The organism is Acidovorax sp. GW458-11-26-14-TSB4 (assembly GCF_059423865.1).
Genome location: NZ_JBWKYR010000032.1, coordinates 1 through 21,592, shown reverse-complemented (window position 1 = coordinate 21,592; position 21,592 = coordinate 1). Strand labels below are relative to the sequence as shown.

The 21,592-nt window shown below is 64.9% G+C and carries 36 protein-coding genes; 26 read left to right on the top strand and 10 right to left on the bottom strand.

Going from position 1 to position 21,592, the window contains the following annotated elements:
- Positions 1-433 precede the first annotated feature (433 nt).
- The 10 genes from AC07X5_RS30510 to AC07X5_RS30465 form a co-directional block, all read right to left on the bottom strand.
- Positions 434-1,384: a putative phage head morphogenesis protein gene (locus AC07X5_RS30510; protein ID WP_494773203.1), complete on the bottom strand. Its 951-nt coding sequence runs from the start codon at positions 1,382-1,384 to the stop codon at positions 434-436.
- Entirely contained in the window at positions 1,381-2,940 is a 1,560-nt protein-coding gene (locus AC07X5_RS30505) for a hypothetical protein (protein WP_494773202.1), read from the bottom strand. The genes AC07X5_RS30510 and AC07X5_RS30505 overlap by 4 nt, the downstream gene beginning before the upstream one ends.
- A gap of 2 nt (positions 2,941-2,942) precedes the next feature.
- On the bottom strand, positions 2,943-3,122 hold the full coding sequence (locus AC07X5_RS30500) for a hypothetical protein (RefSeq protein WP_494773201.1): 180 nt from the start codon (positions 3,120-3,122) through the stop codon (positions 2,943-2,945).
- Between the two features lie 30 nt (positions 3,123-3,152).
- The gene (gene terL / locus AC07X5_RS30495) at positions 3,153-4,823 is read right to left on the bottom strand and encodes a phage terminase large subunit (protein WP_494773200.1); all 1,671 of its coding nucleotides are present in this window, start codon (positions 4,821-4,823) and stop codon (positions 3,153-3,155) included.
- Between the two features lie 4 nt (positions 4,824-4,827).
- Positions 4,828-5,325 (bottom strand): DUF1804 family protein, encoded by a 498-nt coding sequence (locus AC07X5_RS30490; protein ID WP_494773199.1) that lies wholly within the window; start codon positions 5,323-5,325, stop codon positions 4,828-4,830.
- Entirely contained in the window at positions 5,325-5,630 is a 306-nt protein-coding gene (locus AC07X5_RS30485) for a hypothetical protein (RefSeq protein WP_494773198.1), read from the bottom strand. The genes AC07X5_RS30490 and AC07X5_RS30485 overlap by 1 nt, the downstream gene beginning before the upstream one ends.
- Before the next feature lie 5 nt (positions 5,631-5,635).
- Positions 5,636-6,241 carry a hypothetical protein gene (locus AC07X5_RS30480; RefSeq protein WP_494773197.1) on the bottom strand — a complete coding sequence of 202 codons (606 nt, stop codon included), beginning with the start codon at positions 6,239-6,241 and terminating at the stop codon, positions 5,636-5,638.
- Positions 6,242-6,344: 103 nt separating this feature from the next.
- On the bottom strand, positions 6,345-7,037 hold the full coding sequence (locus tag AC07X5_RS30475) for a glycoside hydrolase family protein (protein ID WP_494773196.1): 693 nt from the start codon (positions 7,035-7,037) through the stop codon (positions 6,345-6,347).
- A gap of 99 nt (positions 7,038-7,136) precedes the next feature.
- Positions 7,137-7,625, bottom strand: a complete 489-nt coding sequence (locus AC07X5_RS30470) for a hypothetical protein (protein ID WP_494773195.1) — start codon at positions 7,623-7,625, stop codon at positions 7,137-7,139.
- Between the two features lie 10 nt (positions 7,626-7,635).
- Positions 7,636-8,346 carry an XRE family transcriptional regulator gene (locus AC07X5_RS30465; RefSeq protein ID WP_494773194.1) on the bottom strand — a complete coding sequence of 237 codons (711 nt, stop codon included), beginning with the start codon at positions 8,344-8,346 and terminating at the stop codon, positions 7,636-7,638.
- A 213-nt stretch (positions 8,347-8,559) separates the two neighbouring features.
- On the opposite strand from AC07X5_RS30465, the gene AC07X5_RS30460 reads away from it, so the two are divergent.
- From AC07X5_RS30460 to AC07X5_RS30335, 26 genes are all read left to right on the top strand, one after another.
- A complete protein-coding gene (locus tag AC07X5_RS30460; RefSeq protein ID WP_494773193.1) occupies positions 8,560-8,844 on the top strand; it encodes a helix-turn-helix domain-containing protein in 285 nt (94 codons plus the stop codon).
- Positions 8,841-11,057 carry a transposase gene (locus tag AC07X5_RS30455; RefSeq protein ID WP_494773192.1) on the top strand — a complete coding sequence of 739 codons (2,217 nt, stop codon included), beginning with the start codon at positions 8,841-8,843 and terminating at the stop codon, positions 11,055-11,057. Before AC07X5_RS30460 ends, AC07X5_RS30455 begins: the two co-directional genes overlap by 4 nt.
- A gap of 68 nt (positions 11,058-11,125) precedes the next feature.
- Positions 11,126-11,887 (top strand): AAA family ATPase, encoded by a 762-nt coding sequence (locus AC07X5_RS30450; protein ID WP_494773191.1) that lies wholly within the window; start codon positions 11,126-11,128, stop codon positions 11,885-11,887.
- Positions 11,887-12,522, top strand: coding sequence for a hypothetical protein (locus AC07X5_RS30445; protein ID WP_494773190.1), 636 nt, complete (start codon positions 11,887-11,889; stop codon positions 12,520-12,522). The genes AC07X5_RS30450 and AC07X5_RS30445 overlap by 1 nt, the downstream gene beginning before the upstream one ends.
- Positions 12,519-13,004, top strand: coding sequence for a hypothetical protein (locus AC07X5_RS30440; RefSeq protein WP_494773189.1), 486 nt, complete (start codon positions 12,519-12,521; stop codon positions 13,002-13,004). The genes AC07X5_RS30445 and AC07X5_RS30440 overlap by 4 nt, the downstream gene beginning before the upstream one ends.
- A complete protein-coding gene (locus AC07X5_RS30435) occupies positions 12,991-13,218 on the top strand; it encodes a hypothetical protein (protein ID WP_494773188.1) in 228 nt (75 codons plus the stop codon). Before AC07X5_RS30440 ends, AC07X5_RS30435 begins: the two co-directional genes overlap by 14 nt.
- On the top strand, positions 13,215-13,433 hold the full coding sequence (locus AC07X5_RS30430; protein ID WP_494773187.1) for a hypothetical protein: 219 nt from the start codon (positions 13,215-13,217) through the stop codon (positions 13,431-13,433). The genes AC07X5_RS30435 and AC07X5_RS30430 overlap by 4 nt, the downstream gene beginning before the upstream one ends.
- On the top strand, positions 13,426-13,923 hold the full coding sequence (locus AC07X5_RS30425; RefSeq protein ID WP_494773186.1) for a hypothetical protein: 498 nt from the start codon (positions 13,426-13,428) through the stop codon (positions 13,921-13,923). Before AC07X5_RS30430 ends, AC07X5_RS30425 begins: the two co-directional genes overlap by 8 nt.
- A gap of 8 nt (positions 13,924-13,931) precedes the next feature.
- Positions 13,932-14,462 carry a hypothetical protein gene (locus AC07X5_RS30420; protein WP_494773185.1) on the top strand — a complete coding sequence of 177 codons (531 nt, stop codon included), beginning with the start codon at positions 13,932-13,934 and terminating at the stop codon, positions 14,460-14,462.
- A gap of 22 nt (positions 14,463-14,484) precedes the next feature.
- Positions 14,485-15,102: a DUF3164 family protein gene (locus tag AC07X5_RS30415; RefSeq protein ID WP_494773184.1), complete on the top strand. Its 618-nt coding sequence runs from the start codon at positions 14,485-14,487 to the stop codon at positions 15,100-15,102.
- Entirely contained in the window at positions 15,099-15,419 is a 321-nt protein-coding gene (locus tag AC07X5_RS30410) for a hypothetical protein (RefSeq protein ID WP_494773183.1), read from the top strand. Before AC07X5_RS30415 ends, AC07X5_RS30410 begins: the two co-directional genes overlap by 4 nt.
- Before the next feature lie 216 nt (positions 15,420-15,635).
- Entirely contained in the window at positions 15,636-15,902 is a 267-nt protein-coding gene (locus AC07X5_RS30405; protein ID WP_494773182.1) for a hypothetical protein, read from the top strand.
- Positions 15,889-16,290: a hypothetical protein gene (locus tag AC07X5_RS30400; RefSeq protein WP_494773181.1), complete on the top strand. Its 402-nt coding sequence runs from the start codon at positions 15,889-15,891 to the stop codon at positions 16,288-16,290. The genes AC07X5_RS30405 and AC07X5_RS30400 overlap by 14 nt, the downstream gene beginning before the upstream one ends.
- Complete coding sequence (locus AC07X5_RS30395; protein ID WP_494773180.1) at positions 16,287-16,640, top strand: hypothetical protein; 354 nt, start codon at positions 16,287-16,289, stop codon at positions 16,638-16,640. The genes AC07X5_RS30400 and AC07X5_RS30395 overlap by 4 nt, the downstream gene beginning before the upstream one ends.
- Complete coding sequence (locus AC07X5_RS30390) at positions 16,637-17,338, top strand: DUF2786 domain-containing protein (RefSeq protein WP_494773179.1); 702 nt, start codon at positions 16,637-16,639, stop codon at positions 17,336-17,338. Before AC07X5_RS30395 ends, AC07X5_RS30390 begins: the two co-directional genes overlap by 4 nt.
- Positions 17,335-17,535: a hypothetical protein gene (locus AC07X5_RS30385; protein WP_494773178.1), complete on the top strand. Its 201-nt coding sequence runs from the start codon at positions 17,335-17,337 to the stop codon at positions 17,533-17,535. Before AC07X5_RS30390 ends, AC07X5_RS30385 begins: the two co-directional genes overlap by 4 nt.
- On the top strand, positions 17,532-17,828 hold the full coding sequence (locus AC07X5_RS30380) for a hypothetical protein (protein WP_494773177.1): 297 nt from the start codon (positions 17,532-17,534) through the stop codon (positions 17,826-17,828). The genes AC07X5_RS30385 and AC07X5_RS30380 overlap by 4 nt, the downstream gene beginning before the upstream one ends.
- Positions 17,825-17,968, top strand: coding sequence for a hypothetical protein (locus tag AC07X5_RS30375; RefSeq protein ID WP_494773176.1), 144 nt, complete (start codon positions 17,825-17,827; stop codon positions 17,966-17,968). Before AC07X5_RS30380 ends, AC07X5_RS30375 begins: the two co-directional genes overlap by 4 nt.
- Positions 17,965-18,294, top strand: a complete 330-nt coding sequence (locus AC07X5_RS30370; protein ID WP_494773175.1) for a hypothetical protein — start codon at positions 17,965-17,967, stop codon at positions 18,292-18,294. The genes AC07X5_RS30375 and AC07X5_RS30370 overlap by 4 nt, the downstream gene beginning before the upstream one ends.
- Positions 18,295-18,314: 20 nt before the next feature.
- Entirely contained in the window at positions 18,315-18,575 is a 261-nt protein-coding gene (locus AC07X5_RS30365; protein ID WP_494773174.1) for a hypothetical protein, read from the top strand.
- A gap of 5 nt (positions 18,576-18,580) precedes the next feature.
- Positions 18,581-19,084: a regulatory protein GemA gene (locus AC07X5_RS30360; protein ID WP_494773173.1), complete on the top strand. Its 504-nt coding sequence runs from the start codon at positions 18,581-18,583 to the stop codon at positions 19,082-19,084.
- Positions 19,077-19,325, top strand: a complete 249-nt coding sequence (locus tag AC07X5_RS30355) for a hypothetical protein (RefSeq protein ID WP_494773172.1) — start codon at positions 19,077-19,079, stop codon at positions 19,323-19,325. Before AC07X5_RS30360 ends, AC07X5_RS30355 begins: the two co-directional genes overlap by 8 nt.
- Before the next feature lie 136 nt (positions 19,326-19,461).
- Entirely contained in the window at positions 19,462-20,031 is a 570-nt protein-coding gene (locus AC07X5_RS30350; RefSeq protein WP_494773171.1) for a hypothetical protein, read from the top strand.
- Between the two features lie 52 nt (positions 20,032-20,083).
- A complete protein-coding gene (locus AC07X5_RS30345; RefSeq protein WP_494773170.1) occupies positions 20,084-20,407 on the top strand; it encodes a hypothetical protein in 324 nt (107 codons plus the stop codon).
- Positions 20,408-20,443: 36 nt separating this feature from the next.
- Entirely contained in the window at positions 20,444-20,740 is a 297-nt protein-coding gene (locus AC07X5_RS30340) for a hypothetical protein (RefSeq protein ID WP_494773169.1), read from the top strand.
- On the top strand, positions 20,737-21,153 hold the full coding sequence (locus AC07X5_RS30335; RefSeq protein ID WP_494773168.1) for a Mor transcription activator family protein: 417 nt from the start codon (positions 20,737-20,739) through the stop codon (positions 21,151-21,153). The genes AC07X5_RS30340 and AC07X5_RS30335 overlap by 4 nt, the downstream gene beginning before the upstream one ends.
- Positions 21,154-21,592: the final 439 nt, after the last annotated feature.

Here is a 21,592-nt window from a genome sequence, read left to right as displayed (position 1 = left end):
CAAAAAAGGCACCCCGGGGGTGCCTTTTTGCTTGTGGTTCAAATCCACGCGCCCCAGAGGGCACGGCAGTGTCCGTTTAAATCCACGCACCAGGTGGTGCGAAAAACCTGCTGTTCAAATCCCCGCACCTTTAGTGGGTGCGACGGATGGAATATACACATCTGCGCCACCGAATGGAAGCAAAATTGGCGCAGCACTCGCACGCCGCAAAAAGGGGGTGCGTCACGAAGCCGTCACATGCCTCTGTAGCGCCTCCGGCCAGGCGTCGCGAACACGGGCAAAAGTGCCCGCCAAGGCGACTTTGCCCCACGACTCCGATCCGGCGGATGTCACCCGACCCGAAAAATCCAATTTAAAGCATGTTTAAAGGGGTTTCCGCCCCCCTCGCCGGAAAACCTGCGGGGGTAGTGGCCTGGACCGGACTTAAAGCGTTCTAGCGCGCAGCCGGCTCCAGTGCCGGCCCCTCCCGCCGCCGACCCGCCCGTTTGGCGTCCTGATCGAGCTGGGCCTTGCGGCGGTCGAGCTGCAGCTCCAGCTCCGAAAACGGCTTGGCCCCCGGGGTGGCCACCTGCCAGCTCTTGAGCCAGGGCAGCGACACGCAGCCGCAGTTGACCACCTGTTCCACAGGCGCCTTGGGGTCGTGGGGGCACTGCATCAGGTCGATGCCGCCCCCGGGGTTGGGCACCCGGAATGGCTTGCCCGCGTCCACCACCTGGCCGTCCATGAGGTCATGGCTCCACCGGCTGTGGATCTTGCCACTGCGCCGCCACTGCTTGCCCAGGCCGGGCACCAGGGGCGCGGCCTGCACCAGGCGCTCATCTGCCGCCACCGCAAAGGCCCGGCTGACCTCGGTCACCACGATGGTGGTGGCCCGCCTGGGCGTCTCATTGCCCAGGAGCTGCTGCACTGCCTTGATCGCCTGGAAGGGCGTCACGCTGCCGATGGTGACCAAGCCGAGCTGCTGCCCGATCTTGCCCACCGCCTCGGCCGCAACGTTGTTGAGCCGCTCGTGCCCAAACGTCCGCATGGCCGCCAGCACCCGGATATCCAGCGCAGCCAGGCGCATCTCCACTGCCTGGCCTGCAGCGGCCAGCGGTTTGTCAACGATGTCTTCGCCCTGCTGCCAGGCATTGCGCAGCGCCAGGTCAATGGTTGCGCCCGCTTGTTGGCCCGTCGCGGTGAGGATTGTGCTGATCTGGTCGCGCAGCCTGGTCAACTGCCACTGCGCCCAGTCGGCCGGCTGCGCGGCGAGCTGCTCGATGATCTGGGCCTGGGCCGCCTGCAGCAGCTCCATCACCCCTTGTTGCGCACCCAGCAGCGTGCGGGCGCGCTCGGCCAGGCGCTCAGTGAGCACCGCCTCAAAGCGCTTTTGCTCGGGTGTCACGCGCCTTCGGCCGCAGCGTCGGCCTTGGCGGGTGCTGGTGCTGGGCCAGGTGCCCGACCTGGCGCAGGGGCGCCAGGCACGTCCTTGCCGCCCTGCAGGGCGCCTTGAAGATGGGCGGGCAGGGTAAAGGCATCCTCCTGCGCCCGCTTGGCCTTGCGGGCCTCGTGTTCCCTGCGCGCCTCGGCCAGCTCGGTCTTGGCGTCGAAGTCCTGGCCGAAGCGCTGGGCCACGTCGGCAATCAGCTTGAGGGAGGTCTCCTCGGTCAACAGGCCGGCGTCGATGGCCTGGATAACGGCCGTCACCACCGATCCCATGGCGGCCGCGAACTTGGTCACGTCGCGGTTGACCAGCTCGGGAAAGACGGCGGTGACCTGGTTGCGCTCGTCGGACCAATCCGGCGTCTTGCCCTGCGAGGACTGCCAGATCACATAGCGCCCGATCTCCTCAAGCATCAGCTTGAGGAAGCCCTGGCGCATGCTGTAAACCTTGAAGGTAGGCTCGCCCATTTCCGAGGCCGCTGCGCGGTTCACATCGCCGCCGCCGCCGTACCAGTGCTCGGGCGTGGTACTGCCCCCCAGCACATGATTGCGCAGGAGCCGCGCGCTCTCGCTGGTGTCTGCCGCCTGCAGCGGCGCGGACTTGGCTTCGAGCTTGATGGAGTCGTTGTGCACGAAGGTGCTGTTGGGGCTGGGCGGTTTAAAGTCCTTTGAGTACTTGTCCACCGTCGGACCATCTGCGCCGGTCATGGTCACATCCCAAACGAACGAGCGCAGGTAGCCAATGCGGTCCAGCTCGTTGAAGAGAAACTCGTCGTAGGCATCCAGCCAGTCCATCTGGCCCAGCAGGTCACTGCGCCCACGGCTGCCGTTGGGAAACTTGTTGAGCTGATACAGCAGACATTCCCCGTCGGTGAATTCCTCGGCACGGATGCGGGCGGTGTTCTCCGTGAAGAGATCGGCATCGTCGCCAAGCACGATCACACGGTACTTGTGCTGCTTGCCCCGGTTGTCGCGCTTGGTCACCACTCCAATGGGCTGTTCTGGATTCTCGGGGTCGTTGACCACGGTCGCAATCTGGCGCGGGTCAAGGTAGCCCAGGCGCACAAAGCCATCTTCGCGCACACGGGCGATGTAGCACTGCTCGCCCAGCAGGCCCAGCGCCCGCACGCGGGACGTGAGCTTGAGCGGCCAGTTGTTGATGGGGTCCGACCAAAACGCATTGAGGAGCTTTTGATGCTCTTCATCCTTGCACTGCAGCGTCACGCCCTCGGCCAGCAGATAGGCCAGGGGCAGCTCCACCAGGCGGTTGGCGAGCAGGTTGCTCTGCCACAGATGTTCGGAAAGCTTTTGCATGCGGTCCTGCGCCATAGGAGCCAAGTCGCGCTCATTGAGCGAGGCCAGGCCATCACCCGTCAGCTTGCGCCAGCCCGGTTCATCGGCGCCCTGGGAGCCAGCGGCCTCGCGCATCGGGGCGGCTGCTGGTGCCGGCGTTGGGTCCGAGGTGGTCTCTGCCTGGTCGACGCCGATCAGGTCTTTAAAGCTGCGCCACAGTCCCATGGTCATTCCTCAATCTGCAGCTCGGCGCCCACCAGCGCGAAAGCCATCAGGCCCAGGTCGTTCTTGCTGTTGGCGATCAGGCGTATCGCCGCCGCGTGCTCGGCGACTTGGCGTTGTTGCTCTTCGGTCATTCCGGCGATGGTGCCCCGGATCAGGAGCAGGGTCTGTTGGTCTTCGGTCATCGTGGCCTCTCAGTGATTGATGCAGGGCGCTCAGCGCGGCCCGCGAAACATGCGCTGCGCCGTGCGCCCAAAGCGCTCCATGGCGCTGGGTGCGGCCTCGGCCTGGCCGCCCTGGGCAGCGGCAGCGATGCCCCCGGTTACAGCCAGCATCCACAGCATCACGACCATGTCGGGGCCGTCATCGTGGTCTGCTTTGGGGAAGTGCTTGAACTGGTCGACCAGCGTGGTTTGGCTGCTGTGCAGCCGGATCAGGCCGTTGTGCATGTGCGGCTGCAGGCTCTCGATGCGCAGCAGCTTGTCGCTGATGGGCAGCAGCCCGCGCGCCGGTACCGGCACGCCCAAGGCAGCGCTGCGCTTGACCAGCTCGGTGCGCAAAAACTCCTGAAACTGCACCGACTCCACGCCCCATACGATGCAGCAGTACTCCTGCTGCAGCGTGATGATGTCGCTGATGATTCGATCCGGCGTGCGCTTCTTGATCTTGGCCTCGACCACGTCGAGCACACCGGTCGCGCGGTTGTAGCCGCCGATGCCAAGCGCGCTCGGGTCGCGGCTGTTGCCTTGCTTGCCCATGGAGGGGTCTGCCGCGCCGTAGAAAATCCACTCGGCCAGGCGGTTCACCCAGAACCGTATGGAGTGCGCAAAGGGCGCATCGTCGCCAGCGACCGGGTCGTTCTGCTGCTCGCTGTCGAATGCGCTGTGCCCCTCGCGGGCGCGCTTGATCATCAGTTTGACCAGCGGGCGCAGCGCAGGCCAGCTCACCACCGCGCCCTTGTCCATCTCGGCCTGGTTGGCACGGTACAGGGCCATCGCCGCTGCCTCGCCTTCCTTGGGCGTCTCACCGGCCAGCAGTAGCCCCTCGAACTGCTCCCACAGCTCCATGTTGTGCGGCCACTCGATGATGGCCTTGAACACCTTCTTGTTCCACAGTGGGTTGCGCAGGAAGCGCGCAAGCACCGAGTCGTAGTGCAGCACCGTGCCGACCAAGATGGCGTCCATGGAGTCATCAGGCGGCCCCAGGTTCAGGACGCTGGCCGTGACGAACTTCTGCAGCTTGTCACGCTGGGTTGGCGTGTTGACGTTCTCGTCGTTCTCGATGTCATCCATCACCGCGAGGTCGGGGCGGTGGGCGCCGTGACGCCGGCCCCGGATTTTCTTGGCCGACCCGAACGCTTCGATCTTGCGACCGTTGCGTGTGACGATCACGCCCGCGCGCCACACCTTGCCCTGGCCGCAGGCCTCTGGGAAGTCGCCCTGCAGGCGCGGGTTGGCTTCCAGCTCGGCCTTGATCGCCTCCAACATCTCGGCGGCCTGTTCGAAGGCATCCATGATGATCACGGGATACCACTTGCGCTCGGTCACGATGCACCAGAGCACGAACGACATGCTCACCTTGGTGGACTTGGCCTCGCCGCGTGGTGCCGCCAGTGCGTCGCGCTGCCCGCTCGGCTCGCTGACCATCTCGGGCAGGCGCTTGTACAGGTACTGGTGCATCGCACTGGGATCGGCCGTACCGTAGTGGCTGAAATAATTGCGGTCCCAGTACTCGAAGCCTGTCACTGCGTCGAACACCTTGCGGCGACGTTCCGCGATGGCGTCGGGCGACACGTCCCACCCGTCCATGTTGGCGTCGATCTGGCGGCGCAGGCCGTCCGCCAACTCGGTCAGGTTGGCTAGGAATTCCTTGCTGATCTTCGCCATGGCGCTACTTCACCTTCGCCAGCTCTTCGCCAAACGGCTCCAGTAGCTCTGCGATGGCCGCAAGGTGCTTCGGAAACTTCGCCTGGGTAAAGGAGATCAAGCGCCGCAGCACATCGATCTGTATGGCCTGTGCGTTGATCTCGGGGGACAGCCTTTTAAAGCTGTTCATGGTCTTGGCAAAGGCGTCGCTCATGCTTGCCAGCGTGTCGGCCTTCTCGCGCGCGCTCATCACTTTGTCATCGCGCAGCATGGTCATGGTTGCCTGGTGCTGCACCAGGTAGTCTTCCAGCAGCCGCTTGGCGAGCGACGAAAAGTTTTCATCGCCCATGCCCACGGCGGCGCGTGCGGTGTCCCAGTCATCGCCCTTGTCCGAAGCCTCTTGCTTCCACCGATTGGCAGTGCTGCGCGGCACGCCCAGCTTCTTGCAGGCGGTCTCCATCGCAAGGCGCTGGTACACATACAGCCCCCGCAGTTGGGTGCGCTTTTCGTGGGCGTGTGCCATTACGGACTCGGGCCTCCACGGCTCAGCCAGTGCTTGACACCCTCGATGGCCAGGGCGATGCCAATCGACACCGCAGAGCCACCCAGGGCGCCGGCGACAGCAGCCCGCTGCTCGACCGTTCGCAACCGTGCGTCGATGGCGTCATGACGCTCATTCATGCGCTTGGTCAGGGCTACGATGCGCTCCTCCATGCGCAGGTCGAGCGCGTCAATGCGCTTGTCCTGCTGCGTAAGGTGGCCGGAGATCAGGTCAAGCTTTCCATCCAGCTTGCCCAGCATCATCAGTTCGTCTTTTTCCAAGGACATCGGTGTCACTTCGTTTCGTTGAGGTAGTCGATCAAGCGCTGGTACCGGAGGCGGTCGGCCGCGCAGGTTTGGGCGTTGATGGCGTGGTTGGCCCAGGCATCGGCGAGGGTGAGGCCGGAAGGCGCGGCGCAAGCAGCATCGGCTTGCCCGGAGGGACCAGCAGGGCTGCAGGCACCGGCGATCTGGTCGGCCCCGGCGAGGGCACCGTTCCACACCCGGACAGCAGCCAAAGTGAGCACAGGGACGCCAGGGACAGCAGCCATAGGCGCATTGCCTGGTGACGGCGGCACCGCTTGCGCAGGCCCAGCTGGGTCGCTGCTGGCTGCATCAGCCACAGGGCGATAAACAACAAGAGGAGCGCGGCGTAGAAGGTCTTGATAGCGAGTGTTGAGGGCGACATAGCGGTCTTCCTGGTCAAGGTGCTCTGTGAGGTAATTGGCTGCGGCCTGGTCGGCGCGTTGGGTCTCTCTGTCGAGCTGTGCGCGCGCGGCCTGGTCGGCCTTGGCCTGGCGCGCGGCCCATGCGTTGTCGGTGGCGGTGTGGCCCCACCAGTAGCCCGCACCGACCAGCGCGAGCACCAGGACCAGGGCGGCGAGGATGCGGGCGGCCATCAGCGGTGCACCTCGCCCACGACCCACGCGAAAGCAAACGCCGCCGCGATAAAGGCCGAAACCACGAAGCCCGCCACAGCGCGCAAGAGGTGCTGAGCCATGGTCATTGCGCCAGCTCCACGCACCGCTGGTGCCGCTTTTGTGCACGCGTCCACACGCCCATACAGACGCGGTTGCCCGGCGTGGAGCAATCGAACTCCCAACGGGTGGGGTTGCCCTTGGCATCGCGCTGGCTCACCACCCAGCCCGGGCCTTCCTGTCGCGCGCTGGTCATCTTTCGATAGATCAGCAGCCCATCGCATGCCTGTCGGTGGTTGCCCTCCACCAGGTCGCGCCGCATGGGCGAGCGCTGCCATGCGCCCTGGCCGAACTGGTACATCCAGTCAAGGTAGAGGTCATACTCACCCTGGTGCAGCTCCACGCCTGGCAAGCTCGCACGAAACGCGGCCTCATCCTTGCTGATGTGGGCTTGGGCTTTGAGCAGTGCCCGCTGCGGCGTGGTGGTGTCGCCCATTTTGACGGGCGTGCCGTCCTCGTGGACCGTGCTGCCAAACCCGATGGTGGGGCGGTCCCCCTGGGTCGGCACCACCGCCCTGTCGGTGTAGCCCTCATGCACCACAAGGCCGACCAGCCCGGCCGCAGACAGCGAGAGCATAGCCACGGCCTGGCGCGGGGTGACACCCCCCAGCATGCGGCGGCGCGCGGGCAACGTGGAGCGCGCCTCGCACAGCGCGAGTGTCGCAACCCAGACCAGCGTGCACAGCATGCCGGCCACAAAATAGAGTGTGGGAGTCATGGCCCCGACTGTGTAGGTCGAGGCCCAAAAAAATAAGGCCAGCATGTGCTGGCCCTAAAGGGAGGGAGCGCCTACGGTATCACGGCGCTCGGCGCTGGGTCAACTGATTCCCTCGCAACGTTCGCTCCATAAGTCCTTAAACAGCGAGCCTTGAATCTCGTCTTCGGTCGGCTTGCGGTTGAGTGAGCGCATCAAGGCCACCTCTTTATTCAACGCATCTGTGAGCCGCTGCGTTTCTTCGCTCTTGCCATACCAGGTACGTGTGCTCGCGCCTTCGAGAGCAAAGCGCTCACCACCTGCGACGAAGCGCGAGTAGCCGACATAACCGCCCATGCCATTGCGGGCATTCACCTCACCACACAGCGCCCGTCGCCCAACATACTGGTTTCGGAAAACCGCCGAGTCGGGGTCTTTGAGCGTGGCAAGCACAGGTCTTTTAAGCTCGGGCCATACCGTCCACTCGTCCCACTTCGCATAGGCAAAAGACGCCCCTACAACAAGCACAGCCGCCATGCCGATGCCCAATCCAACGGCGAGCCCGCTTCGCTTCTCCGAGTGCTGCGTGGGTGCCGGAACAACGCTCTCCATCTTGCTTCTCCTAGTTGAAAGTCTTGCCGCCCCAGCGCACGCGCCCGAGCACAGCGAAGTCACGTTCAGTGTCCGCTTCATCATCGCCGCCCGCGATGTCGAACGGTGCGTAGTCCTGGTTGGTGCTGCTCACACGCAGCACCCGCCCAGGCAGGCGTTGTACCTTCTTGAGCATCAGCGCATCGTCTAAACGGATAGCGTGCACACCCTCGGTCACTACATCGGTTGCCTTGAGATCGAGCAGGGTGGTGTCGCGTGAGCGCAGCTCGGGCTCCATAGAGTTCCCTACCACCGAGACCAGAGCCAAGTCATTGTGCGCAATGCCCAGGTCGTGCCGGATAAACGCGATGTCAAAGGGGCGCATGGCGATCACTGTTTCGACATCCGAGAAGACGCCATTGCCTGCCGACATTTGTACGTCGAAGTGCGGCACGAAAACATAGTTGGCTGTCTCTACTGCACGCACGCTTTTCTTGACGCCTGACGATGGCTCCGCGCCAGTAAGCAACCACTGAGCCTTGCACCCCCCAACCTCTGCCATGCGAATGATGGTGTGGGCATCGGGGATGGTCACGCCGCGCTCAAATTTGCCCACGGTGTTCACATGCAGATCGAGACGCTTGGCGAACTCCTCCCGGCTGATGGACCCACGGCAATGCCGGATGCGCTCGCCCAATGCGGCAGCGTATTCATCCCTCAGTTCGGATTGCGCGTGTTCCATGGTGGAGAGTTGGACGGCGCGTTCCCCGTCACTTTTTAGTGTGTCCATCGACACATTAAAACATGCAGGCAATTGTGCGTTCAACCATTCCTGTGCACATTCATCGGCTTGGCATACACCTGCGCATGAGTCAAGAAAACAAAAAAAGTAAGTAACCGCTTGGCGTCATCGCTTTTTGTGTTCATAATCATGCTCATGGACACACAAAAATGTATGGAGCCCACCGATTGGCATCCAGCCGATGTAAAGGCTGCACTCGAAAAAAAAGGTGTAAGCCTTCGTCAGTTGGCAAAAAGCCACGGCTACTCACACTTTCAGCGTGTGCTGTCCACTCATTGGTGGGCAGCCGAGCAGATCGTTGCGGCAGCGCTCGACAAAAAGCCAGAGGAAATCTGGCCCCAGCGCTACGCCAAGCCGCGCACCAACGCGCGTAAGCGCACCTCCAAGATCACCGTCACGCGCACCGGTCGCATCAAGCTTGTGGAGGCCCGCGCATGACCTGGCTCACCGCCCGAGAGCTGGCAGGCATGCCTGGCATGCCAGCATCAGAGCGACGCACTCGCGACAAGCTGGTGGCTCTGAACGTGCCGACCCGGCCACGCACAGGACGCGTTGGCGGTGGCTGGGAATACGACTGCTCGGCCCTGCCTGCCGAGACGCGCGCTGCCATCACCGCCCGCTCCATCGCCGAAGCCGGCGCCCTGGCCCTGGTAACGGTCGAGCCCGCCCCCGTGCGGTCCTTCGCCCCGCCAGAAAAGCCGCTGCCCGACCAGCTCGTGCCGGTGCCCTCGCGCCGTCCCCCTAGCGTGGCCGACAAGGCAGTGGCCGACGCCCGCGTGCAACTGGTCAACATGCTGCACGAACTGGTGCCATTGCACGGCACCAAAAAGAGCTGCGCCATCCTGGCCGGGCAGATCGCCATCAGCGATGCAGACAGCAACCTGGTCACCGTGGCCCGCGCTGCAAACCAGCGCGCCCGTGGCGACATGGTCAGCGCCCGCACCCTGGAGCGATGGATGGGCGCGCACCGCGCCAGCGGCTGGTGGGGCCTGCTACCTGTGGTGGCCGAGGTGGCCCCGGTCACCACGCTCGATGAGGATGTTGCTCGTGTCATCGGCCTGTACCACAGCACCGATGCGCGCTTTCGCAAGCTCACCCATGCAGCCCAGCGGGTCACCAAAGACCTGGGCCGTGACTACGACACCTGGGAGGCGCTGTACGCCCGTGCCCGCCGCGCCTTGGACAAGCTGGGCCAGTCCGCAGAGTTCAGTGTGGGCCTGATCAAAGCCCGCCACACCGGCAGCGAGCGCGACCAACGCCTGCCGTTTAAAAAGCGTGCCTCTGAGCACCTCGACCCCACCGACGTCTATGTGGTGGACGGCCACACCTACAAAGCCAAGGTGCGCCACCCCGAGCACGGCGCGCCCTTCGCGCCCGAGCTGACCGTGGTGCTGTCCTGGGCCTCACGCAAGATCGTCGGGTGGTCTGTGAGCCTTTCGGAGACCACGGTGGCGGTGGGCGATGCCCTGCGCCACGCCATCTCTACCCACGGCATCCCTGCGGTGGTGTACAGCGACAACGGATCGGGCGAGACCGGCAAGGCCCTGGATTGCCCCGTGGTCGGCATCATGAACCGCCTGGGGGTGGACCACCGCACCGGCATCCCCGGCAAGCCCCAGGCGCGCGGCGTGATCGAGCGCTCATGGTCGACCCACGCCATCAAGTCGGCCCGCAACTTCGGCTCCTATCAGGGCAAGGATGTCGACGGCGGCACCTTCCGCAAGGTCGCGGCCGAGCTGGCAAAGGAGCAGCGCGCCGTGCGCCGCGCCGAGGGGACTGGCGAGGTCGTGCGACTCAGCCCCAAGGCGCCCACCTGGAGGCAATTCCTGGATGAGGTGGTGCGCATGGTGGAGGAGTACAACACCCAGCACCGCCACCGCAGCCTGCCAAAGCGCGCGGATGGCAAGCACATGACCCCGGCCGAGGCCTGGGAGCACATGGCCGACCCAGCGCTGCAGGTGATGCCCAGCAAGAGCGAGGCGCGCGACTTGTTCATGCCGGCGATGGTCCGCACCGCCAAGCGCGGCCAGGTGGTGCTGAGCAATCAGGAGTACCAGGCCCCCGAGCTGATGCGCCGCGATATCGACGGCCGCGAGGTGAGCGTGCGCTTTGACATCCATGACCCCACCTACGTGCTGATCTACACGCTCGATGGTGAGTATGTGTGCGAGGCCAAGTACCAGGCGAACCGAGTGGATGCCATGCCCAAGGCCGTCATCCAGATGGCCCGCGAAAAGCGCACCGCAGCCACCATCAAACGCCGTCAGCAGCAGATCGACACCGCCCTGCGCGAGCTGGGCTCCCCCATCGACGCCGATGGGACCAACACCGTTTTCCTGTCAGGAGCAGCCGCCCCCGAGGTGCTGCCCTTCGTGGAGGTGCTTTCCTCTCCTCCCCTCCCACACCTTCCCTCCACGGGCGGGGCCGAGCAATCGGCACCGGACAGGCCTTTCTTTGACACGCGCGGAGACCGCTACGAATGGCTCATGCGCAACCGCGACACCTGGACCGCTGATGACCAGGACTGGCTTGCCACCTACGTGGCGAGCAGTGACTACGAGGGGCTGGCCGACTACTACGCCGGTCGGGGCATGGCCTGGAGTGATGGCACCAAGGGCGAGGAGCCCGGTGCTTTTAAGAGTGCCCTGTGACGGTTGCCGCCGCCACAGAGCTGCCTGAAGTGATTTTTGTGAATACCAGCAAGCGAAGGGGAATGTAAATGAAAAAGGGCTTTGTGAAAACCGAGAACCTGAAACGCCTGCGGGAAGCCGAGGCCATCGTGGCCCAGCGCGGCGCCCGTGAACAAGGCCTCGTGCTGGTGCGTGGAGCATTCGGCATCGGCAAGAGCGAGCTGACCGAGCGGTGGGCCACGGACAACGGCTATATCTTCGTCCGCGCCCGGGAAACCTGGACCAAGAAGTCCATGCTGTCCAACATCGCCACCACCATGGGCCTCTCGCCCGATGGCTCGCAGTCGGCCGTCGAAGATCGCATCATCGGGCGCCTGGCCGTGTCGATGACGCCCCTCATCATCGATGAGGCCGACTTCCTGATCCCCACCAGCCGCGTGGCGCGCGGGGGCCAGGCCATCGCCCCCATGCTGGAGACGGTGCGTGACATCACCGACCTCACGGGCGTGACGTGCTTCCTGGTGGGTATGGCCAACTTCCCGGCTCTGGTCGCCCGCTATGAGCACATCGCCAGCCGCGTGGCCCGCATCGTGGAGCTGGAGCCCTTGAGCCTGGCTGACGTGCAGGCGGCGGTCGCGGCCAAGTCCGATGTGCCCATGAGCCCAGCCGTGGTCGAGACCATCCTGCAGCAGGCCCAGGGCAAGATGCGCCTGGTGCTGGGCGCCATCGCCAACATCGAGCAGTGGGCTGCGGCCAACGGGTGGAAGAAGGTCGAGGCCGAGCACATCAAGGGCCGTGCCCTGGTGACCGAGTTCACGGGCGAGGTGAAGCGCAAAGGTGCGGCACGATGATGCAGCGCAAGCAACCCTGGTTTGTAGGGGCCGCACTGACAGCCCTGGGTGCCACCATCAAGAGCACTACCCGCGAGTTCACCGCGACCGACCTGGCCGGCTGGACCCCAGACTTTGCCAAGGATCCCGGCAACGCCGGGCTGGCCTTGGAGCGCCTGCTGCGCCACGAGCTGGTCGAGCACGTGCCCAGCATCGCACGCAGCACGGTGGTGCGCATCAAGCGCTACCGGTTCACGCCTCGCGGCTTGGCGACCTGCAGGGCCGCAGCACAGAGCACCGCTGATGCGGCACCGCCCGACCCGGCCGCGCTGTCCACCCGCCTGTGGAACCTGCTGCGCATGCGCCGCAAGCTCACCAGCGACGACGCGGCGAGCACGCTGGTGGACGCAGGCAGCGATGAGGTGATGGCGAGCACCCGCAGCACCATCGCGGGCTACCTCAACACCTGGGCCAAGGTGGCCCCGGATGTGGTGCAGCTCAGCGCGCGCAGGGTGGGGGGCTTCAAGGCCTATGTGCTGGTCAAAGACACGGGTATGCACCCGCCCAAGACCAAGCCTAGCCGCATCCCGCACGCTGCTGCGCCCGCCGCATACGCACCGCCAGCCGACGCCCGCCGCAAGGTGGTTACCGAATGAGCGGAGCCACGCAATGCAGCTACATGCAAGAGCCATGGTTCGCCCTGCTGCAGTCCCGCACGCAAGGTGTGCCGCGCAGCCAGGTCGCCAAGCAACTGGGCATCAGCGGCGCCATGTTGAGCCAGGTGCTCAACGGGTCCGGCGAGTACGGCAAAGGCAAGGCCAGCACCGCGCGCATCGCCGACAAGGTGCTGCACACCTTTGGGCGGTATACGTGCCCGCACCTCACCGAGGAGGCCGGGGGCGAGCCGCAGGCGATCACCGCCGAGCAGTGCCGGAGCTTCGCCCACCGCGAACCGCCTACGGGCAGCCCACGTGCCATGCAGCACTGGCAGGCCTGCCGCCGGTGCCATCACCGGGAGGCCAGCGCGCCGCCCGTGCTGCGCGAGGCCAAGCCGCGGCCCCGTGTCATCCCCATCGCAGTCCAGCAACCCGAGCAACCCGCCAGCGAGCCCAAGGAGACCATCAGTGACACTGTTTAAAGCCATCACCCAGGGCGGCCCGGTCGGCCTGGTCCATGCCATGCGCCAGGCCTGGCTGGCGCGGCGCATCCGCCGCGTCTCCACCATGATGGACCGCGAGCGCCAGCTCCACCGCGAGCACATGGCCCAACTGCGCGCCGAGCTGGATCACCTGGCTGCTGCCAAGACAGCCGCCACCAATGATGCGGCGCAGTATTGGAGGGCGCTGTCGTGAGCCTCGCTGGAAAGATCACCCGCTTGCCGGTGGCCCAGCCCTCGCAGGCTTACCACCGCCCCCCGTTGCGCTGGATCACCTGCCGCGCCCGCTGCCTGCAAAACGGCTTCCAGCTTGCCCGCCGCGAAGCCATCAGGTACGCCGCCATCGACTATGCATGGTTCGTCGGCTCGGCCAACCTGGCCCGCGTTGCGGAGGCTCGCCGCCATGGCTAAAGGCATCACCCAAGACGCGCGCGTGTTGTGGCTGTTCCTCGCCGAGCGCGCCTACCAGTGGTGGACCGATGCCGCGCTGACCCACCACTGGCGCCCCACGTACCACATCGCCGACATGCAGGCCCACCTGATGGCCCTGCACAAAAGCGGGCACCTGGAGCGCGTCAAGTCGGGCGCAGCGCGCTGCAGCGCCTACCAATACGCCTTCACCGGCCGCTGCACGCCCCTGCCTGGCTACCAGCTCGAAGGCCTCACCGTTATCAACCTCAACCCGGAGACACCCGCCACCATGGCACCCATCACCAGCGCCGACGCGCACCAGGCCCAGGCCGACCAGGACCGCATTGCGAAGCCGGACCGTATCAACCGCACCTTGGGCAAGCACATCCCTGTAGTCCCGGTGTCCCGCCCGGGCGCCATGGACTACGCGCGCATTCCCAGCCTGCACATGGGCAAGCGCCGCGACTTCCGCAGCGAGGCTGCACGATGACAAAAGCCATGCCCGACAACGCCGCCCTTACCGCCGAGGCAACGGCACTCACGCGCGAGCTGCTGTTTGTCGTCACCTCGCGCACCGAATATGCAGCCGTTGCAATGGATGCGCTCGCATCGGCCTGCATGAACGTTGCACACGGCGCTGGCACGCTGCACTACATCCCGCGCTTGGCGCGAACGATGGCAGGGCACCCGGCCGTATTGCAGGCATGCGAAGCGTCCCGGGCTTCGACTATGCCCCACAGCGACGCCGCTGTATCCAGCTCGGGACATGCGCCTGAACCCACGCCCGAGGAACTCGACGAGGCAAATCGACTGAGCCAACGTGCACAGGAGTTGATGCGCGAGGCAAGTAGCCCCTCACAAGCGCTCAACGCCCTTTTTACGGCGTACCTCAACACCGCTGCAGAGGCTGGCGCGCTGGATGTGGTGCCTGCCGCAGGTATCGCCCTGGGGGCCGCCGCCCGGGCGATGAAAGCCGCCCAGGACGACGCGCTCAACGGTCGCCCCATCGCCCCCTCCAACCTCCACTGACCACCCGAAAGGACCACCATCCATGACCACAGAGACCACCGTCCCCAAGGGCTACTGGGAAGACGCCAACGGCGCCTATATCCCGGTGTCGAAGATCAAGGACATTGACAAGGACCGCCACCACACCGTGGTGTCGTTGATCGACAGCGCCAAGGCGCAGCACGCGGCCCTGGCCCAGTTCAAGGCCACGGCCATGCAACAGGTGCAGGCCTTCATCGACCGCAGCTTGGCCGAGTACGACGCCAAGGCGGGCGGCAAGAAGGGCAACGTGACGCTGCACAGCTTCGATGGCCGGTACCGGATCGTTCGCCAGATGCAGGAAACCATGGTGTTCGACGAACGCCTGCAAGCTGCGAAGGCATTGATTGACGAGTGCATCCACTCATGGAGCCGGGGCAGCAACGCCAACATCAAGGCGCTGATCAACGACGCATTTCAGGTGGACAAGGCCGGGAAGATCAACACCGAGCGCGTGTTGGGCCTGCGCCGCCTCAAGATTGACGATGAGACCTGGTCCCGGGCCATGGATGCCATCAGCGACAGCATCACGGTCGCCAGCTCCAAGCTCTACATCCGCTTCTACGAGCGCAACGAAGCCGGCGCCTATGTCGCCATCAGCCTGGACCTCGCTGCGCTATGAGCACCATGCGCACCACCCAGGAAATCGACGCCGAAATCGCGGCGCTGCGCGCCATCAAGCCCCGCGTGCGCGAGCGCTCGTTCTTCGGCGACGACAACCATGCCGCCATCGACGCGCAGATCGCGGTGCTCACCGAGCGCATGTCCATGGATGACGTGTACAGCCGCTTCGGCCAAGACGACACCCAGGAGTGCGACCTTGAAGAGCACAGCGAGCATGAACTCGACTGTGCGATCAACGCCCACGACTGGATGTGCGGGGCACTGGCCGCTGATGAGTCGAGCCCATCACAGAGCTGGGGAGACCTTGCCAAATGATCGACTCGCGCCCCGTCCACACGTGCGCCGCGTGCCACCACAACAAGGCGCCTGCAGGTCTCATCTTCTGTGATTCCTGCTGGCGCACCGTCGCGGCTGCAGGGCTGGCCCCCAAGACCGCCCCGCAGGCCCAGCCGGCTACCGCCCCCGCAACCCCTCACACCGACACCCGCACCCAGGTCGGCCCCACCAACATTTAAAGACAGGACCACCGGCATGCCCGCCACCACCACGCCCACCGAGACCAGCAAGCCCTGCCAACTGCAAATCAACACCGCAGGCGCCTGGAAGCACGTCATCAGCTTCGATGCGGCCGACGAACACGCGAGCAATGAAGTGCTCGAAAGCGCCAGCACCCTGGCCCAGCGCCACACCGGGGGCACGGCCTCGCTCCGCATCATCGAAGCCGGCGTGCCCAGCGAAGTGCTCATGCACTGGACCAAGCGAACCGGATGGGAGGCACGCCGCCATGCTGCAAATTGAGATGTTCTCGGCCACCATGGGCCTGCTGGGCGCGCTGCTGCTCGCCACCAAGACCCGCTATGCCGGCTGGGCCTTCGTGGCCTGGCTGGTGAGCAATGTCGGCTGGGTGCTGTTCGGCGCGGGCAACAACCATTGGTTCTTCCTGCTGCAGCAGCTCGGCTTCCTGGTCACGTCGATCATGGGTATCTACACCTGGCTGATCGCGCCCAAGCCGACCGACCTGGAAGAGGCACTGCAGCACCTGCGCGTGCTGTGCCATGACGTGAGCATCGTGCCCCACGATGAGCGGCCCGCCATGTCGATTGGCAAGGTCTCGCCGGCCCAGGTGCGCGCGGCGGTGGCTTTCGTCAATCGCATCGACGCGGAGAACGAGGAGAGGCGGCCATGATGACCAACGAACGCGCCCAGGACATCCTCGGTCGCGTGCAGTTCCCCGGCTATGCCTTCCGCATCGTCGGCGACTTCGCGCGCAGCGCATACCTGCAGGCCGTCTTTGACGCGCCCCGCAGCGAGCAAGGCAGTACCACCACACAGACCACCCGCAAGTGGCTGCTCTCCCGCTACATGACGCCCAGCGAGCTGGTCCAAACCGCCTTTAAGTGCGTGTTGACCAGCATCGAACACGAGGCGCGTGAACAGTTCACGTACAAGGGCGCGGCCATCTTCGGCCCGCACTTCGACGTGGAGCGCCTGGTGCTGTTGTGCGGCACCAGCGATGCATTGGAGGTCAGGTCATGACCCGCGATGAGGCACTGAAGAAGATCAAGAAGTGCCTGGCACTAGGGCGCAGCGCCAGTGAGCATGAAGCCGCCACCGCCGTGCGCCAGGCTCAGAAGCTCATGGAGCAGTTCGGACTGCGCGAACAGGACGTGAGCCTTTCTGACGTGACCGAGGTTCGTGTAAAGGCATGCAGCACCGCTGCCAATGTGTGGGAACTGTGCCTGGTCAACATGATCGCCGATGCATTTGGCTGTGAGCAGTTCACCAGCCTGCGAGGGCAATACAACGCCGCAGGCAACTACATTCGCACGCGCCATTACGTTTTCGTCGGCCTGGATGCATCACCCACGGTGGCCGGCTACGCCTACGAGGTGCTCGCGCGCCAATGTGCCAAGGCTCGCCTGGCGCACATCGCCAAACAGCCTCGCAATTGCAAGGCGATCACCAAGACGGCGCGCGGCGATGCCTTCGCAAAAGGGTGGGTGATGGCGGCTCAAGAGCTGGTCGAGCGATTCGCCCAGCCCGCTCGCAATCAGACGCTGCTCTTGAGCTACATGGAGGTTAATCACCCCGATCTGACATCGGCAAAGCCGCGCGACACTTCGAAAGCGCGAAAGACCGACCTCGGTCACTTCGCTGCGGGCATGGATGCTGGAGTGCGAGCCGAATTGCATCGTGGTGTTGGCGGCGTGCCGGCACGGGAGCTGCTGACATGAGCGCACCGACCAAGAAGCAACTCGCAGCGCGCCATCGCCGCCGCCTGGGCACCATGCGCGTGCAACTGCTGGACATGGCCGAGCAGTGGGAAGAACTCGATCAGTTCTGCGCCAACGAACTGGTGCGCCTGGCCGACCTGGCGAAGGAAGTCTCTGACGGCTTGGTCGAAGACGAAACCGACAAGGTGTCGACATGAGCCGCGCCACCGCCAAAGCCCAACAGATGGCCGTGGTGAGCGTAGGCCATGTCATGGTGATGCTCCCGGCCGATGAAGGCATGAAGGTCATCAAGGCACTCCAGACCGCCGTGCGCGTACGACACGGTGGCGCGGAACGCAACTACGAGGGCTACGTGGTCGATGAAGAGGAGCTGCAGGTAAGCCTCGCGCTCGTTCGTGCGAGCGAGGTCCACATGCCGCACGGCGAGGTGATGCCGCCCGCTCGCCCCACACGCAAGGCACTCCCAACGCAACAGAGGCTGCTCAAATGAAGCGCTTCTTCCAAGTCATTGGTGCCGGCCTGTTCACGCTCTGGCTGCTCGGCATGCTGGGCGTGATCGACTTTCGCATCTGCATCAACGCGCCCGGGCACTGCGGTGCCGGCACCATCCCAACGGGGAGGTCCGCATGAGCAAGCCCCGCATGTGGCTGGTGTACGAGCAGAACGACTCCTACGAAGGTGGCGATGTCCCGTTGCTGGTCGCCGGCTCCGAATCGGCAGCGGGCCGTGCAGTCGAGCAAATCAACACCGCCACACGCAAGCTCCGCGAGCGCATCGAGCGCCTGCCTGATGCCTTCGCAGACGGCATCGCAGAAGACGAGTACTCCCGGCGCGTGAAGCTGCGCGACGCGGCCATTGCGCGCATGCGCTGGCCCTTCGGCCTGCGCCGCGAGGAGTACTCCCTTTCCAAGGTGGTCGCGGCCAAGCCGCTTCCCTTCGTGGCCGAGGTGCGCTGATGCCTTTCTATCGCACCGACATGGGCGCCGTACACGTCAAGGGCACCAAGCTGCCCAAGCCCTGCGCCGCCCGCGTGCTGATCGATGGCAAGGACCAGGTCTGCGCGCGCTACAGCTCCTACCTGTGCGACGGCCCAGGCCAGGGCCGCCCAACATGCGATGCAGCCCTCTGCGAGGCCCACGCGCGCCAGGTCGGCCCGAATCGCCACCTGTGCCCCGCCTGCCACCTCAAGCACCGCGATGCAGACCCGCAGCGCGGCCTGTTCACATCCATCGTTTAAAAGCCATGGCAACCACCACCCGCCGCGCCTTCACTGCGCACACTTCGCCCGCCAAGGTCGCAGCCGCGCGCAAGTTCGACCTGGGCCAAATCCACAAGGGCAAAAAGGCCCTGGGCTGGTCCGATGACGACTACCGCTACCACCTTCGCGAGGTGACCGGCGCGAGCAGCTCGGCCGACCTCGACGCACCGGGACGCGCCAAGCTGCTGGCCCACATGGCGAGCTGCGGATTCAAGCCCGCACCGTCCACGCCGAAGGTCTTCGACCAGGCCGCCAAGATCGCTTGGCTCTGGCGCAAGCTGGGCGAGACCAGCGGCCTGCGCGACCCCAGCGAGGCCGCAATGCTCGCCTTCGTAGCCCGCACCACAGGCACCCGATACGACGCTCTGAAATTCATCCCGGTGTCCCACGCCTCCACCGTGATCGAGGCGCTCAAGGCGATGCTGGATCGCGCCAAGGAAAAGGCAGCACAGGCCGCGCATGCCGCAAGGAAAGCTCCCCATGGCTGATCCGACCTTTGTCATGGGCATGCAGGTCCAGCTCAGCGCTCTTGCGGTCACCCACGCCAAGAGAGTCGAGCTGACCCGCCACCCAATACACAAGCGCCGCCGCAACTGGGGCGTGAAGGTCACATGGCAGGACACGCCTGCCATTTTCAAAGTAGGCGATCACACGCTGATCTGCCATCCGTCCATCTATGACGAGCTGGTGAGCGAGTCCGCCGCCATTAGGGAGAAGAGCAATGCCTGACTCGACTACTACCCCTTCGCTTTTCGTTTGGGGTCCACCGGCCGTCGCATGGCTTCGAAAGCAGGTCGCCGATCAAGCCGCAACTAATGCGACTGCACCGCGCCACGCTGCCTGCTATCCCAGTTGGGTCGCTCGCGTGCGCTATTTCGAGGCACTCGCCAGAAAGCTGGAAGCCGAGATGCAATCCGTGCCCGCCAACACGCCCGCCTCGACTTCAAATCCAGTATGCGAGCACCACCCCGAGGAGTGGGGGCCATCCTCAGCGCGCAAGCTGACATGCGCGTGTGGTCACCCCGACCCTGCCCACCTGGAACGCGATGCCGCAGCGCCAAAAGGCCGCATCGACTGCCGCCGGTGCAACGGCAGCGGCCAAGTGCGCGGCCATGTGGACGACTGCTACAGCGGCCTGTGCACGATGAATGGCGACGTGCACTCCTGCCCGGGCGAGGTGCAGCCGTGCCCATGCACCGCCAAGCCCCTCAACGGCGTTCCCGCCACTATGTTCCACGATGAAGGCGCCATCGCGCAGTGCGCTTACTGCAAGCGCTACACGCTCGACCGCAACGCACTCCACGACTGGGACAGCCGCCGAACGGTCTGCACGTGCGGCTCCATCCATGGCTGGTCGGGCAGCTTCGAGAAGCTCGGGCCGGATGCGCAGTGGCACGGCCAAGCCCCACACCAAGAGGTGCTGCGCGATGCCTGAAATGATCACCTATCGCATCGAGACTCCTCACCCGTCCCGGCCCGAAATCTCCATGTTCACCACCACTTGCCGGCTTGATGCCATGTACCATGAGGAGCAGGGCTGGACCGTCACTCCATCGATCCTTTCGCCAAGCCTGGCCGAGCTGCAGGAGCGCGTTGCTCTGTTCGGTGCTGCGGTGAGCCGCCAGGACGATGAAGAGGCAACCCGCCTCTACCTTCAAATCTGCAACGGCTTCAAGCAGGCCGACGCCGAGATGGTGCTGCGCCGCATGGTTTCCCGCCACCGCGTGGGCAAGCCCCTGGTGCTGCCCGAGGAGTGGCCCGCCATAGAGGCCATTGCACTGCGCAATGCATCGCCTTTGCGAGCGAGGTGAGCAGTGGCTATCTTCAATGACCCACCTGTGCCCAGCATGCCCACCGTGGCCCGTATGTACACGCGCGAAGGCATCCGCCGCGCCTCCGTACAGCCAGGTGCCGGCGTGCCGCTTGTGCAGCTCCATGACGCCCAGGCATCCACCGGCGCCTGGCGGCAACGGGCTGAGCTGCGCCAGGCTGCGCTCGATAAGGTGACCCGCGAGCGCGATGCCCTGCTGCTGGCAGCGCACGATGCGATGCGCGAGCTGCGCACCGTGGTCCCCAGCCGCTGCTACCCAGCCGCCATCGCAGCCTTGGCCCGGCTGCAGAGCGGTATCGCTTCCCTGTCATGACCCACCCCGCAGCCATCGACCTCGAACTTCTGCCGCCGCTGCTGCAGGACTTCGTGCGCCTGATCGGCCTGGAGGCCACCATGGCGTTCGTGCGCCACTCTGGGGGGCTGCGCATCTACATCCCCACCCCTGATCGGGTGACGGAGGAGCATACCTACGCCAAGGTGATCGGCACGGCCAATCTGCGCAAGCTGGCCGAGGTCTACGGGCGCGAGTCCCATTTCCAGCTCCCCAAGGCCGAGCGGGCACTGATCAGCGTCCGCAACGCCCGCATCTGTGCTGCCTATGCCACCCATAAGACCGCCCGCGAACTGGCAGCTGAGTACCACCTCACGGAGGGCCAGATTGTCCGCATCGTGGCCGCCCAGGGCGTGACCGCGCCCTCGGATAGACGCCAGGGGGCGCTGTTTTAAAGATGGGCGGATTTAAAGGTTTTGCACGTCCGACTTGCCCAGAAGTCGGACGTAAGCCTCGGAGGAGCGAGGAAATCCGTAAGTCTTTGATTTCCGTGGAGAATTTCCAAGTCGGACGGCGTTGTACCGTCCGAGTTCCAGCGTCCAACTTTCTCGACCCTTTAAAACCTGAGTGGCGCGGCGCGAAAACTGGGGCAAAGTCCCCGGAACCCCTGGAAATTCGGGTCTCTGAGGCGCCTAACCGCTTTGGAGTACCCTTGGCCCACCCGGACCCGGAAAATGCCCAATTCGGCCGTTTTGGCCCCTCTGACCGCCCATTCCGTGCCAAACCTTCCGTCACGGCCCGCCGCCCCCAAATCGCCCGCTAACCCGCGCCAGTTCTAGCGATGCCCAATTTTTCCCGGTGGTTCGGGTGTGCCATTTCGATCACCTCCCCATT